The sequence below is a fragment of the Achromobacter sp. NCFB-sbj8-Ac1-l genome, assembly GCF_052695805.1.
Map to the genome: position 1 here is coordinate 2,090,632 of NZ_CP199812.1, position 13,407 is coordinate 2,104,038.

Genomic DNA, 13,407 nt, shown 5'->3' on the forward strand with positions numbered 1-13,407 from the left:
GGATTTGTCCAAGATGGCCAGATACTAGAGAGGACGAGCGGGCGGCGGTATTGTCCTCAAGGACAGGTTCAGGAAGGAACTTTGCCGCGCGCGTCGACGGGCGCCGAAATGCCATGCACCCGCAGCGCCAATTGCAGGCGGTCGGTTACGCCCAGCTTCTCGAATACCGCCGACAGGTGCGCCTTGACCGTGCGTTCGGTGATGCCCAGCGCCTCGGCGATCTGGGCGTTGGACTGGCCGCTGGCGGCATAGCGCGCCACGGTGATCTCGCGTTCGGTCAGGGCGCCGTTGTCCCAGGTCGAGGCGTCCTGGGCGCGCTCGGTCACCAGCCGCAGCAGGCGGGTCACCAGCGAGCGGCCCATCCAGATGCCGCCGGACGCCACGACCTCCAGCGCCTGGGCCAGCGCCTGGGCCGGTGCATAGCCATGGCAGTAACCCAGCGCGCCAGCGCCCAGGGCCTGGGCGCCTTGCTCGTCATTGGGGCTGGGGCTGGCCACCACGACCTGCAGGCCGGACAGCAGCGGCAGCCAGGACGGGTCCTGCCAGGAAGGCAGGCGCGGCAGGCCCGTATCCACCACGGCCAGCATGCGGCCCTGTTCGCGCCAGCGCTGCAGATCCGCCAGGCCGCGGCCACGGGCCGCCAGCCAGCGCGTGGGGTCCAGGGCGCGCCAGTGCTGCCAGAGCAGGTCGTCGTGCGTAACCAACAAGACAGGAACGGATTTCATAACGCCTTCCAGCACTCCTCAACGTTCAGTAAACGCATTGGCCTTGGCCCGCAGGATCGGCTTGAGCAGGTACTGCAGCACGGTCCGCTTGCCGGTCAGGATATGAACCTCGGCCACCATCCCGGGGATGATGGGCAGCAGCTTTTCGCCCACGGTGCTGCGGTCGGTACGCACCCGCACCACGTAGTAGGAATTGCCCTTTTCGTCGGTGACCGTGTCCGCGCCGATCTGTTCCACCTTGCCTTCCAGGCCGCCGTAGATGGCGAAGTCGTAGGCGGTGAACTTCACTTCCGCCTTCTGGTCCGGATGCAGGAAGCCGATGTCGCGCGGCAGGATGCGCACTTCCAGCAGCAGGGTGTCGTCCTTGGGCACGATCTCGATGATGTCCTTGCCTGGCTGCACCACGCCGCCGACGGTGTTGTTGAACAGCGTCTTGACCGTGCCGCGCACCGGCGCCCGCACTTCGGCCAGCTTCACGCGGTCGGCCAGCGCCAGCTTGCCTTCGCGCAGCGTGGCCAGCTTGGTGTTGGTTTCCGACAACTCGTTGCGGGCCAGGTTGCGGATGTTCAGCTCGGACTCTTCCAGCTTGCTCTGGGCTTCCTTGATGGACGCCTGGAATCGGTCGATCTGGGCCTCGGCGCCTTTCTGTTCGCCGCAATAGCGGGCCACGTCGCGTTGCAGGCGCAGCAGGTCCACTTCGGACACCGCGCCGCTCTTGAGCAGCGGGCGCGTCACCTGCAGCTCGCGCGAGGTCAGGCTGCAGCTGGCCGACGCCTGATCGCGCTTGGCAATGGTCTCGCGCAGGTCTTCCTGGCGCTGCTTGAGCTGTTCGCGCGCCACATTGACGGTGGCGTTCAGTTCGGTGGTGCGGGCCTGCCAGGCGTTGCGCTCCATTTCGACCAGGCCAGGGGCCTGGGCCAGCACTTCCTCGGGCGCCACGAAGGGCTCGCCCGTCGCCAGCGCGTGCAGGCGAGCGGACTTGGCCAGCAGCGACAGGTATTCGGCGTTGTTCTCGCCCAGCGACGAGGCAAAGCGCGTGTTGTCGATCTTGAGCAGCGTCTGGCCGGCCTCGACCTCTTGCCCCGGGCGCACCAGCAGTTCCTGGACGATGCCGCCGTCCAGGCTCTGGATGATCTGCACCTGGCGCGACGGCACCACCTTGCCTTCGCCCCGCACGACTTCATCGATGTTGCCGATCGCCGCCCAGACCAGCAGGGCGGCCAGCGCCAGCAGGCTCATCCATAGCAGCACCCGGGCGCCGCGGGCCTGGGATTCGTGGATCACCCATTCGGCGTTGCCCACGTAGTCCGAGCGTTGCTCGGGCTTGCCCTTCTCGGCGCCGTCCAGCAGCCGGTCGAAGAAGAATATGAAGACGCCGCGCAGCTTGCGCCACGGCGCGCCGAGCAGGCTCGGCCGTTTTTGACCTGGAATTTTCTGCATGCTTGCCTCAGCTTCCCCGTCCGACGCGCCCCTGGCGCAGCGCTTCGACGACCTGTTCCTTGGGGCCGTCGGCCACGATGTGGCCGTTGTCGATGACGATCAGTCGATCGACCAGGTCCAAGAGGGCCGTACGGTGGGTCACCAGCAAAATGGTCTTGCTGGCGCTGGCTTCGCCCAGGCGGCGGCGCAACTGGGCCTCGCTCTGGTGGTCCATGTTGCTGCTGGGTTCGTCCAGCAGCAGGATGGGCGGGTCGTTGATCAGGGCGCGCGCCACGGCCACCGACTGGCGTTGGCCGCCCGACAGCGATTCGCCGCGCTCGCCGATGATCATGTCAAAGCCGTTGGGGTGCAGGTTGGCGAATTCGGTCACCCCGGCCAGGTTGGCGGCGGCCAGGATGCTGGCGTCGTCGGCATAGGGTGCGCCCATGGCCAGGTTGTGCTTCAGGCTGCCGTAGAACAGGATCGGGTCCTGCGGCACGTGGCCGATGGCGCGGCGCACGTCGGCCGGGTCGATCTGGCGCACGTCCACGCCGTCCAGCAGCACCGCGCCTTCGGTCGGCTGGTACAGCGCCAGGGCCAGCTTTTCCAGCGTGGTCTTGCCCGAGCCGATGCGGCCGATGATGCCGACTTTCTCGCCCGGCTTGAGCTTGAACGACACTTTCTTCAGCACGGGCTGGGTGGCGCCGGGATAGGTGAAGCTCACGTCGCGGAATTCCAGCGCGCCGTGGAATACCGGACGATGCAGGAATTCGGCCTCGGGCGGGCGTTCGATCGGCAGCTTCATGTAGCTGTCGATCGAGCCCAGCGAGGTGCGCGCGTTCTGGTACTGCATCAGCAGGCCGGCCACCTGGCCCAGCGGCGCCAGGCAGCGCCCGGCGATCATCGACGCGGCGATGATGCCGCCCATCGACAGCGCCGCGTCCTGCACCAGGTACACGCCGATGATGACCACCGAAATGGACACCAGCTGTTGAATCGCTTGCACGAAGCCCACGGTGGACGACGAGATCAGCTTGAGCTTGCCGCCGTTCTGGGCGATGAATTCGGTGGCGCGTTCCCAATTGCGCTGGATCGCGCCCTGCGCGTTCAGGGTCTTGACGGCCTCCAGCCCCGTCAGGGCCTCGACCAGCGTGGCGTTGCGCTGCGACGATGCCTGGAACGTGGCCATCGTCAGCGCTTCCATCCGCGCCTGGGCGGCCAGCGAGACCAGCAGGATCAGCACGATGGCAACCACCGGCGGCAGCACCATCCACGGCGAGATCCAGGCCAGCGCGGCCAGGAACAGCAGGATGAAGGGCAGGTCCACCAGGGCGGTGATGGTGGCCGACGCGATGAAGTCGCGGATCGACTCGAACGAACGCAGGTTGGCGGCAAATGACCCCACCGACACCGGCCGGCCTTCCAGCCGCAGGTCCAGCACGCGTTCCATGATCTGGGCCGACAGGCGCACGTCGACCCGCTTGCTGGCGCTGTCCACCACGTGGGACCGCGCCGTGCTCAGGATCATGTTGAAGATCACCACCAGGGTGATGCCGATAGCCAGCACCCAGAGCGTTTCCACCGCGTTGTTGGGCACCACGCGGTCGTACACGTTCATGGTGAACAGCGGCATCGCCATGGCGAACACGTTGATCAGCAGGGCGGCGACCAGCGCGTCGCGGTACAGCCGCCGGTTTTCCATGATGGCGGCCCAGAACCAATGGCGCTCGCGCACCTTGGCGACTTCCGGGGCGCGTGCGTCAAAGCGGAACTGCGGCCGCACGAAGCACACCAGGCCGGTGTACTGGCTGGCCAGCTCGGCGGCGCTCATGGTGACGGCGCTGCCGCCCAGCTCGGGGTGGCTGATCACATAGGCGTCGCCGTCTCTTTTCAGCAACAGGCAGGCCCGTTCGCCATTGAGCAGCAGGATGGCGGGCAGCAGGTCGGGCGGCAGGCTGTCCAGCGAACGCTTGACCACGCGCGCCGACAACTGGGCGCGCGCCGCGGCCCGCGGCAGCAGCGCGGGCGTCAGCTTGTGCGCTTCCAGCGGCAGGCCGGCGGACAGGGCCTGCGCGGTCGACGCCACGCCGTGCAGGCGCGTGATTTCGACCAGGCAGTCCAGCAGCGGATCGTCATGTGCGGCGCGCGCGTCGGCGCGCCATTCCCGGGACGCCTGTTCCATCTCAGATAACTTGTCCATCTTCGTCATCCAGCAGGTCCAGATGTTCCGAGAGCCGCGCGCGCTGTTGCTTGCGCTGGGTGAGCTTTTGCTGGGCCTGTACCGGCAAATCGGTCAGGCGCAAGGTGCCGTTGGCGATCAACGCGTCGATCAAGTCTTCCAATACGCGGACAAAGTCCGCATCCAACTGCGAAAAGTCGTTGTTCTGGTTCGCCATGCGGCCTCCTTGCGCCTGATGCCTGATCAGGAGCGGGGCTGGTTGGCCGGCGCGTTCACGGGCACGAACGTGGGCGGCAGGTTGCCCTCGTTGTATTGCACGCGCACCGGGGTCAGGCGGGCCGAGTCGGGCACCGTGGAGTTGCACAGCTTGATGACGTCGTCCGACACCACCAGCTTGCCGTTTTCCTCGGGCATCTCGTTGCGTGCCGGTTGCAGGGTCAGCGCCGGCAGCAGCTTGTGCGACAGGGCCAGCCAGCGGTACTGCGCCAGCTTCAGGTCGTAGGTGGCGTTGGTCAGCGCGCGGCGCGATTCGAACAGCTCGTTTTCGGTGTTCAGCAGGTCCAGCAGGGTACGCTGGCCGATCTGGAACTGCTGGCGATAGGCGTCGCGCACCTTGGACGTGGCCAGTTCGTGGTCACGCAGGAAGGGCAGCTTTTCCTGCAGGCTGGCGATGTTGTTCCAGGCCACGGCCAGGTCCTGCTGCACGTTGCGGCAGGTGTAGTCGCGCACGTCGCGGGCGGCGTAGGACTGGGCTGCCGTCTGGCGCACCCGAGCCGAATCGGCGCCGCCGCGGTACAGGTTGTAGTTCATCACCACCTGCACGCTGGAGCTGCGGATGTTGCGGTTTTCGGGCGTGGGGTCGTTCTGGTCGCGGCCGGTGGCGGCCACGAATTCGAACTTGGGCGAGAACGCGCCCTTGGACGATGCCACGCCCGCCTCGGCGGCTTGCAGGGCGGCCTGCTTGGACAGGAAGGTGGGGTTGCGGCGCAGCGACTCGTTGAAGTTGCCAGGCTTGACCGGCAGTTTGTCCGACACGTCAGGAACCGGTTGCATCGCTTCCGGCGGGAAGGCGCCGGTCACGCGCTGGAAGCGCTGCTGCACGTCCAGCAGGTTGGCCGTTTCGGTCATCAGGTTGGTCTGGGCCAGCGACAGGCGGCCGCCGGCCTGTTCCAGGTCGACGCGCCGGCCGACGCCGGACTCGGCGCGCTGGCCGATCTGCTTGAGGGTTTCTTCGTGCAGCGAATAGTTCTGGCGGGCCAGCAGTTCCATGTCGCGGTAGCGCTGCAGGTCGATGTAGGCCTGCACGGCGGCCAGGGCAGTGGTGTCGCTGGTGGCCAGCACGTCATAGAAGCGCGAGAGCTTGTCGAAGCCCGCCTGCTTGACGTCGTTGCTGGTGCGGAAACCGTCGAATATCAGCTGGCGCAATTCGAAGTTATAGCCAGGGCGGTTCCAGTTCTGCGAGCCCACGCCGGGCACGTTGTTGCGGTATTCGCGGCCGGCATAGCCCAGGGCGTTGACCTGCGGGAAGAATGCGCCGCGGGCCACGGCCTGGCCTTCCAGGGAGGCCTGGAAGTCATGGTACTTGGCCTGGATTTCAGGGTTGCTGAGCAGCGTCTGCTCAACGATCTGGTTCAGGGTGGTGACTCCCGGTGCGGTGGCCGGAGCAGGGGATTGCGCGGGCGCGGGCTGTGCAAATGCGGCAGGGACGAATGCCAAGGCCAGGGCCGAAACCGTGGTTTTAAGCAGGAACGAAGCCATAGGGATTATTCGCGAGTCAAGTTTTTGGATTAGTAACCGGCATATTGTGTGCAGATGTGAAAATTAGCGATTCAAGATTTGTAAAGTCTTGACTCAATCTGCCGGTTCGTCGGATTTATTTCGAATAAAATCACGAAAATAACGAAAAATTTCGTGATTTGGACGAAATTCAATATGGACGGATTAATCAAAAACCATTAATGCGATTTATTGCGCATCATGTCTGTTTCTGCTTTGCCACATTGAAGCGTGATTATATCTGGTTGCGAATTCTGTATCCAAATTGTTTTTGGGATCGAACATTTGTGATTATTCGGCCACAGCCTCTGGCCAGCGTTTCAAAATCGGTATCGCGGGGCACGCGGCCGCACACCATGGTAGTGTTGGTACTAGTATATTTGGTGTGGTTGTACTAGGTTCAGAGCCTGTGCATAATTCCCTTCATGCCGCAGTGGCCGGCGCGCAGGGCGATGTGCCCTGAATCGCGCGAGGCCCGAGCCGGACTGTCCAATTGCAGAGCGCATCCATGGCCCAAACCCTTTACGACAAACTCTGGAACGCCCACATCGTTCACCAGGAAACCGACGGCACCTGTCTGCTGTATATCGACCGCCACCTGCTGCACGAAGTCACCAGCCCGCAGGCGTTCGAGGGCCTGGCCATCGCCGGCCGCAAACCGTGGCGCGTCGGCGCCAACCTGGCCGTGGCCGACCATAACGTGCCCACGCTGAACCGCGCCCAGGGCATCGACGATCCGGTTTCGCGCCTGCAGGTCGACACGCTGGACGCCAACTGCGACAAGCACGGCATCACCGAATTCCGCATGAACGACCTGCGCCAGGGCATCGTCCACGTGATCGGGCCGGAGCAGGGCGCCACCTTGCCCGGCATGACGGTCGTCTGTGGCGACTCGCACACCAGCACGCACGGCGCGCTGGGCGCCTTGGCCTTCGGCATCGGCACGTCCGAGGTCGAGCACGTGCTGGCCACCCAGACGCTGCTCATGAAGAAAGCCAAGAGCATGCTCATCAAGGTCGAAGGGGAACTGCCCTTCGGCTGTACGGCCAAGGACGTTGTCCTGCACATCATCGGCATCATCGGCACCGCCGGCGGTACCGGCCATGCCATCGAATTTGCCGGCAGCACGATCCGCTCGCTGTCCGTCGAAGGCCGCATGACGGTCTGCAACATGGCCATCGAAGCCGGCGCCCGTTCCGGCATGGTCGCCGTCGACGACAAGACCATCGAATATTTCCGCGGCCGCCCGTTCGCCCCGTCCGGCGTGCTGTGGGACCATGCGGTCGCCTACTGGCGCACGCTGCACACCGACGACGGCGCCAAGTTCGACACCGTGGTCGAAGTCAACGCCCGCGACATCAAGCCGCAGGTCACCTGGGGCACCTCGCCCGAAATGGTGCTGCCGGTCGATTCCCGCGTGCCGGACCCCGATCGCGAAAAAGACGACGTGCGCCGCAGCGGCATGGAACGCGCGCTGGAATACATGGGGTTGAAGCCCAACACCCCGCTGACCGACATCCGCGTGGATCGCGTGTTCATCGGTTCGTGCACCAACTCGCGCATCGAAGACCTGCGCGCCGCCGCCGTCGTGGCGCGTGGCAAGCACGTGGCGTCCAATGTGCGCCAGGCCATGGTGGTGCCGGGCTCGGGCCTGGTCAAGCAACAGGCCGAACGCGAAGGGCTGGACAAGATCTTCATCGAAGCCGGCTTCGAATGGCGCGAACCGGGCTGCTCGATGTGCCTGGCCATGAACGCCGACCGCCTCGAACCCGGCGAACGCTGCGCCTCGACGTCGAACCGCAACTTCGAAGGCCGCCAGGGCCAGGGCGGCCGCACGCACCTGGTCAGCCCGGCCATGGCCGCCGCGGCCGCCGTGGCCGGCCATTTCGTCGACGTCCGCACCTTCCGTTAAGCAACGCGCACCGAGTACACATCATGCAAGCATTTACCACTCACGAAGGCCTGGTGGCTCCGCTCGACCGCGAAAACGTCGACACGGATCTCATCATTCCCAAGCAGTTCCTCAAGTCCATCAAGCGCACCGGCTTCGGCCCGAACCTGTTCGACGAACTGCGCTACCTGGACCACGGCGAACCCGGCATGGACAACAGCAAGCGTCCGCTCAACCCGGATTTCGTGCTGAACCAGCCGCGCTACCAAGGCGCCTCGGTGCTCTTGGCGCGCAAGAACTTCGGCTGCGGCTCCAGCCGCGAGCACGCGCCCTGGGCCCTGACACAGTACGGTTTCCGCGCCATCATCGCGCCGTCCTACGCCGACATCTTCTTCAACAACAGCTTCAAGAACGGCCTGTTGCCGATCGTGCTGTCCGAACTGGAAGTGGCCCGCCTGTTCGACGAAGTGAAGGCGTTCCCCAACTACAAGCTGCGCATCGACCTGGAACGCCAGGTGGTCGTGGCCGCCGACGGGCGAGAAATGGGTTTTGACATCGAACCCTTCCGCAAATATTGCCTGTTCAACGGCTTTGACGACATCGGCCTGACCCTGCGCCACGCCGACAAGATCCGCGCGTTCGAGGCCGAACGCCTGGCCCGCCATCCCTGGCTCGAAAGCCGGCCCATCGCCTGACCGCCTTCCCATACCGACCACAGGACCGTTTCATTCCATGACCCATAACATCGCAGTCTTGCCGGGCGACGGCATCGGCCCCGAAATCGTCGAACAGGCCGTGCGCGTCCTGAAGGCGCTGGACGTGCCCTTCGACATCAAACAGGCCGCTGTCGGCGGCGCCGCGTTCGACGCCTTCGAACACCCGCTGCCCCCGGCCACCCTGAACCTGGCCAAGGAATCCCACGCCGTGCTGTTCGGCGCCGTGGGCGACTGGAAGTACGACAGCCTGCCGCGCGAATTCCGCCCCGAACAGGCCATCCTGGGCCTGCGCAAGGCGCTGGGCCTGTTCGCCAACCTGCGCCCGGCCATCCTGTATCCCGAGCTGGCCAGCGCCTCGTCGCTCAAGCCCGAGATCGTCTCCGGCCTGGATATCCTGATCATCCGCGAACTGACCGGCGACATCTATTTCGGCACGCCGCGCGGCGTGCGTTCGTCGCCGGACGGCGTTTTCGCCGGTGAACGCGAAGGCTACGACACGATGCGCTACGCCGAATCCGAAGTGCGCCGCATCGCGCGCATCGGTTTCGAATCGGCCCGCAAGCGCAACAAGAAGCTGTGCAGCGTCGACAAGGCCAACGTGCTGGAAACCTCGCAGTTCTGGCGCGACATCGTCATCGAAGTGGCCCGCGAATATCCCGACGTCGAACTCTCGCACATGTACGTCGACAACGCCGCCATGCAACTGGTGCGCAACCCGCGCCAGTTCGACGTCATCGTGACCGGCAACCTGTTCGGCGACATCCTGTCCGACGAAGCCGCCATGTTGACCGGTTCGATCGGCATGCTGCCGTCGGCCTCGCTCAATGCCGGCGGCCAGGGCCTGTACGAGCCCAGCCACGGTTCGGCCCCCGACATCGCCGGCCAGGGCATCGCCAATCCGCTGGCGACCATCCTGTCGGCCGCCATGCTGCTGCGCTACTCGCTGAACCTGGCGCCGCAGGCCGACCGCATCGAAGCCGCCGTGCGCCGCGTGCTGGCCGACGGCCTGCGCACCGCCGACATCTTCGAACCCGGCACCACCAAAGTCAGCACCTCGGGCATGGGCGACGCCGTCCTCAAGGCCCTGGCCTGATCTCGCAAGGGGCCCGCCCGGCCGCGTGGCCCCGGTCTGCCGGCCCACGGCCGCCGGTCAGCCGCCGTTGGGGGCCGCAAGCCCGGCCCCGATGGTCCAAGGGCCGCCCACCGGGCGGCCCTGTTCCCTTGGGTTGTTGCCGCCGCGCCGCGAAAGCCGCTCCCCAATGATTGCGGCCCCGTTTTTTCAAGCTGCGCCGCAACATCCCCGCGTGCATTCTGATAAATTGTTGGGTTCTTGCACGTTTTTTTCCAACAGACCTTGTCCCCACCTTTAAAGAGCGATTGAAATGAATCAAGCAGTAGGCCTTGTCGGCTGGCGCGGTATGGTCGGCTCGGTGCTCATGCAACGCATGCGCGACGAGAACGACTTCGCACTGATCGAACCGGTGTTCTTCTCCACCAGCAACGCTGGCGGCGCCGCCCCCACTTGGGCGACTGGCGCAGGCCCGCTGCAAGATGCCTACAACATTGACGCTCTGAAAAAACTGCCGATCATCGTGACGGCCCAAGGTGGCGACTACACGTCCGAGGTCTACCCGAAGCTGCGCGGCGCCGGCTGGAACGGCATCTGGATCGACGCGGCCAGCACCCTGCGCATGGCCGACGACGCCATCATCGTGCTGGACCCGGTCAACCGTCCCGTCATCGACGCGGCGCTCAAGCGCGGCGTACGCAACTTCATCGGCGGCAACTGCACCGTCAGCTGCATGCTGATGGGCCTGGCCGGCCTGTTCAACAACGACCTGGTCGAGTGGATGACCTCCATGACGTACCAGGCCGCCTCGGGCGGCGGCGCGCAGCACATGCGCGAACTCCTGACCCAGTTCGGCGAACTCAACCACGCCGTCAAGCCGCTGCTGGACGACCCCGCCTCGGCCATCCTGGAAATCGACCGCGGCGTGCTGGCCAAGCAGAAAGACGACGCGCTGCCCCGCGACCACTTCGGCGTGCCGCTGGGTGGCAGCCTGATTCCCTGGATCGACAAGGACCTGGGCAATGGCATGACCAAGGAAGAATGGAAGGGCGAGGTCGAGACCAACAAGATCCTCGGCCGCGGCGCTGCCTTTGGCACGGCCCCCACGCCCATCGACGGCCTGTGCGTGCGCATCGGCGCAATGCGTTGCCACAGCCAGGCGCTGACCATCAAGCTCAAGCGCGACCTGCCGCTGGACGAGATCGAATCGCTGATCGCCCAGGGCACGCAATGGGCCAAGGTCATTCCCAACACCAAGGAAGCCACCATCCGCGACCTGACGCCCGTGGCCGTGACCGGCACGCTGGACATTCCGGTGGGCCGCCTGCGCAAGATGTCGATGGGCCCGCAGTACCTCAGCGCCTTCACCGTCGGCGACCAACTGCTGTGGGGCGCCGCCGAACCGCTGCGCCGCATGCTGCGCATCGCGCTGGCCGAAGCCTGATGCCCGGCGGGCGGCGCAAGCCGCCCGATCCGCCAGGGCAGTCCCCGCAAAGGCACCTTCGGGTGCCTTTGTCATTTGCGCCGCGGCCGCGGGGGTGGGCAATGTGCCCGCCAGCCAACGCCGATGCGCCTTTCAGGTTTGTGAAACGCGCTGCATCTATTACACTTTTCCGGTGAATTAAGGCTTGTTATCACAAGATCGCCATGAACAAGCCCTCGCCCGTAATTCGACTACAAGAACGGAATTCCAGCTTATGACCCAGCGTTCGCGCCAAGTGAAGCATGCCCGCCGTTTGAAGGCCCTCCAGTGGGCGATCGCCTTGGCGCTGGGCGCGAGCATCAGCAGCCAGGCGCTGGCGATGCGGGTGGGGCATTCGCGGGTGGTCTCGGCACCGGGCGCGCCGCTTCAGGCGCTGGTCGGGCTGCAGGAACTGACCCCCGACGAAGTGTCGTCGTTGCGCGTGTCGATCGCGGACGAGGCCGCCTGGCAACGCGCGGGCCTGAAGCCGCCCGCGCCCTTGGCCGGCATGGTGGTACGGGTCGAAGATGGCATGGATGCCACCCGCAAGAACCTGCGGGTGCGGTCGGCGCAGGCGCCGGCCAGCGGTGCCGTCGACCTGTTGCTGGACATCAGTTCCAGTTCGGGCCAACGGCAGGTGCAGGTCAGCATCCTGGTGCCCCTGCGCGGCGCGGGGGCCGACGTCACGCCGGCGGCCGTGGGCACGCCGGGCCGCACGGGCGGCAGCGCGGGCAGCGTCAACGTCAAGTCGGGCGACAACCTGTTCGCCATCGCCCAGCGCAACGCGGTGCCCAACGCCTCGGTCTACCAGATGCTGGTGGCGCTGTGGCGCGCCAACCCTGAAGCCTTCATCCAGAACAACATGAACCTGGTGCGCGCCGGCCAGACGCTCACGATCCCCGACGCCGCGACCGTGCGGGCCGTGGACCCCGCCGAAGCCCGTCGCATTTTCAACGAACACGCCGAAGCCTTTGCCCGCTATCGCGCCCGCATCGGCGCCGCGGCGGGCGCGAACCCGTCGGTGGTCAAGGGGCAGGACGCGTCTTCCGGCACGGTGGCCCGGCCTGGCGATTCCGGCGTCGCGACCGCATCGCCGCCCCAAGATCGCGTACGCCTGTCTTCCGGGCAAGCCGCGGGCGGCGCGGCGGCGCAGGCCGAAGCGCAGGCGGATCAGCGCACCTCCAACCAGCGCGCCATTGCCGATGCCGAGGGCCGCGTCAACCAGTTGCAGAGCAACGTCGACGAATTGAACAAGGCCGTGGCCGGGCAGGGCGCATCGGGAACGGGGGCGTCCGGGGCCGATGGCGCAGCGGGCGGATCGGGTAAACCGGGCGCTGCGGGTGCCACAGGCGGGGCAGGGGCGTCCGCTACACCGGGAACTCCCGGCGCCCCGGGAGTTCCCGGGGCATCGGGTACGCCGGGCGCTGCCGGCGCCGCGGGGGCCAGCGGATCATCGGGTGCGTCGGGAGGCGCCGGCGCGGCGGGGGCCAGCGGGGCAGCGGGTACGCCGGGGGCCGCGGGCACCACAGGCACGACGGGAACCGCGGGTGCAACCGGCGCTGCGGGTACGCAAGGCGCGGCGGGTGCCGCTGGGGCCACGGGCACGACCGGGGCAGCAGGAACACAGGGCGCCTCCGGCGCCGCAGGCTCGACCGGTGCGCCTGGCGCAGCGGGATCGGCAGGAAAATCGGGTGCGCAGGGCGCAACGGGCGCAACGGGCGCGGCAGGCGCCGCAGGCGCCGCCGGAACGCCCGGCGTTGCCGGTGCATCGGGCACGCCGGGCGCCGCAGGCGCACCCGGCAGCCCGGGCGCGGCCGGTACGCCCGGCGCGACGGCACCCACGGCCGCCGCCACACAAGACAAGGCCGCCGCGGATGCGGCGGCAAGCAACGACAAGGACAAGGATTTGACTTCTTCCATGCCGGCCTGGTTGGCCGACAATCTTCTGGTGATCGTCACCGCCGTGCTGGCGCTGATCGCGTTCGCCATCGCCTGGGTGCTGCGTCGCGCGGGCGCGCGCCGTGGCGACGACGACGAGGAAACCTACGCCTACAACGAGCCCGCGCTGGATACCGCAGCGCTGAACCGCAAGCTCGATTCGATCAATCTCGACCTGGACGAACCGCCCACGGACGAACCGCGCCGGGTCGGCGGTCCACGGGTCTGACAG

At 66.4% G+C, this 13,407-nt stretch carries 10 protein-coding genes; 5 read left to right on the forward strand and 5 right to left on the reverse strand.

The annotated features are described in order from the left end of the window. Window positions 1-68: 68 nt before the first annotated feature. From ACUDP5_RS09570 to ACUDP5_RS09590, 5 genes are read right to left on the reverse strand one after another with little or no spacing between them, the layout of a single operon-like run. Window positions 69-725: a helix-turn-helix transcriptional regulator gene (locus ACUDP5_RS09570; RefSeq protein WP_263914739.1), complete on the reverse strand. Its 657-nt coding sequence runs from the start codon at window positions 723-725 to the stop codon at window positions 69-71. 18 nt (window positions 726-743) lie between these two features. Beyond that, complete coding sequence (locus tag ACUDP5_RS09575) at window positions 744-2,165, reverse strand: HlyD family type I secretion periplasmic adaptor subunit (RefSeq protein ID WP_263914740.1); 1,422 nt, start codon at window positions 2,163-2,165, stop codon at window positions 744-746. Window positions 2,166-2,172: 7 nt separating this feature from the next. Further along, window positions 2,173-4,344 carry a type I secretion system permease/ATPase gene (locus ACUDP5_RS09580; protein WP_445658623.1) on the reverse strand — a complete coding sequence of 724 codons (2,172 nt, stop codon included), beginning with the start codon at window positions 4,342-4,344 and terminating at the stop codon, window positions 2,173-2,175. Further along, a complete protein-coding gene (locus ACUDP5_RS09585; RefSeq protein WP_183003363.1) occupies window positions 4,328-4,540 on the reverse strand; it encodes a hypothetical protein in 213 nt (70 codons plus the stop codon). The genes ACUDP5_RS09580 and ACUDP5_RS09585 overlap by 17 nt, the downstream gene beginning before the upstream one ends. A gap of 26 nt (window positions 4,541-4,566) precedes the next feature. Continuing rightward, window positions 4,567-6,081: a TolC family outer membrane protein gene (locus ACUDP5_RS09590; RefSeq protein WP_263914742.1), complete on the reverse strand. Its 1,515-nt coding sequence runs from the start codon at window positions 6,079-6,081 to the stop codon at window positions 4,567-4,569. 526 nt (window positions 6,082-6,607) lie between these two features. Here ACUDP5_RS09590 and leuC point away from each other — a divergent pair. From leuC to ACUDP5_RS09615, 5 genes are all read left to right on the forward strand, one after another. Next, a complete protein-coding gene (gene leuC / locus ACUDP5_RS09595) occupies window positions 6,608-8,011 on the forward strand; it encodes a 3-isopropylmalate dehydratase large subunit (protein ID WP_263914743.1) in 1,404 nt (467 codons plus the stop codon). 23 nt (window positions 8,012-8,034) lie between these two features. Next, window positions 8,035-8,685, forward strand: a complete 651-nt coding sequence (leuD, locus tag ACUDP5_RS09600) for a 3-isopropylmalate dehydratase small subunit (protein ID WP_025135313.1) — start codon at window positions 8,035-8,037, stop codon at window positions 8,683-8,685. 37 nt (window positions 8,686-8,722) lie between these two features. After that, a complete protein-coding gene (gene leuB / locus ACUDP5_RS09605; RefSeq protein WP_263914744.1) occupies window positions 8,723-9,799 on the forward strand; it encodes a 3-isopropylmalate dehydrogenase in 1,077 nt (358 codons plus the stop codon). Window positions 9,800-10,088: 289 nt separating this feature from the next. Continuing rightward, window positions 10,089-11,219 (forward strand): aspartate-semialdehyde dehydrogenase, encoded by a 1,131-nt coding sequence (asd, locus tag ACUDP5_RS09610; protein ID WP_263914745.1) that lies wholly within the window; start codon window positions 10,089-10,091, stop codon window positions 11,217-11,219. A 253-nt stretch (window positions 11,220-11,472) separates the two neighbouring features. Continuing rightward, on the forward strand, window positions 11,473-13,404 hold the full coding sequence (locus ACUDP5_RS09615; RefSeq protein ID WP_445658624.1) for a type IV pilus assembly protein FimV: 1,932 nt from the start codon (window positions 11,473-11,475) through the stop codon (window positions 13,402-13,404). Window positions 13,405-13,407: the final 3 nt, after the last annotated feature.

What these genes read in the sequence shown, in the direction of transcription:
- ACUDP5_RS09570 (WP_263914739.1), bottom strand. Translation starts at nt 725, where the DNA reads ATGAAATCCGTTCCTGTCTTGTTGGTTACGCACGACGACCTGCTCTGG.
- ACUDP5_RS09575 (WP_263914740.1), bottom strand. Translation starts at nt 2,165, where the DNA reads ATGCAGAAAATTCCAGGTCAAAAACGGCCGAGCCTGCTCGGCGCGCCG.
- ACUDP5_RS09580 (WP_445658623.1), bottom strand. Translation starts at nt 4,344, where the DNA reads ATGGACAAGTTATCTGAGATGGAACAGGCGTCCCGGGAATGGCGCGCC.
- ACUDP5_RS09585 (WP_183003363.1), bottom strand. Translation starts at nt 4,540, where the DNA reads ATGGCGAACCAGAACAACGACTTTTCGCAGTTGGATGCGGACTTTGTC.
- ACUDP5_RS09590 (WP_263914742.1), bottom strand. Translation starts at nt 6,081, where the DNA reads ATGGCTTCGTTCCTGCTTAAAACCACGGTTTCGGCCCTGGCCTTGGCA.
- leuC (WP_263914743.1), top strand. Translation starts at nt 6,608, where the DNA reads ATGGCCCAAACCCTTTACGACAAACTCTGGAACGCCCACATCGTTCAC.
- leuD (WP_025135313.1), top strand. Translation starts at nt 8,035, where the DNA reads ATGCAAGCATTTACCACTCACGAAGGCCTGGTGGCTCCGCTCGACCGC.
- leuB (WP_263914744.1), top strand. Translation starts at nt 8,723, where the DNA reads ATGACCCATAACATCGCAGTCTTGCCGGGCGACGGCATCGGCCCCGAA.
- asd (WP_263914745.1), top strand. Translation starts at nt 10,089, where the DNA reads ATGAATCAAGCAGTAGGCCTTGTCGGCTGGCGCGGTATGGTCGGCTCG.
- ACUDP5_RS09615 (WP_445658624.1), top strand. Translation starts at nt 11,473, where the DNA reads ATGACCCAGCGTTCGCGCCAAGTGAAGCATGCCCGCCGTTTGAAGGCC.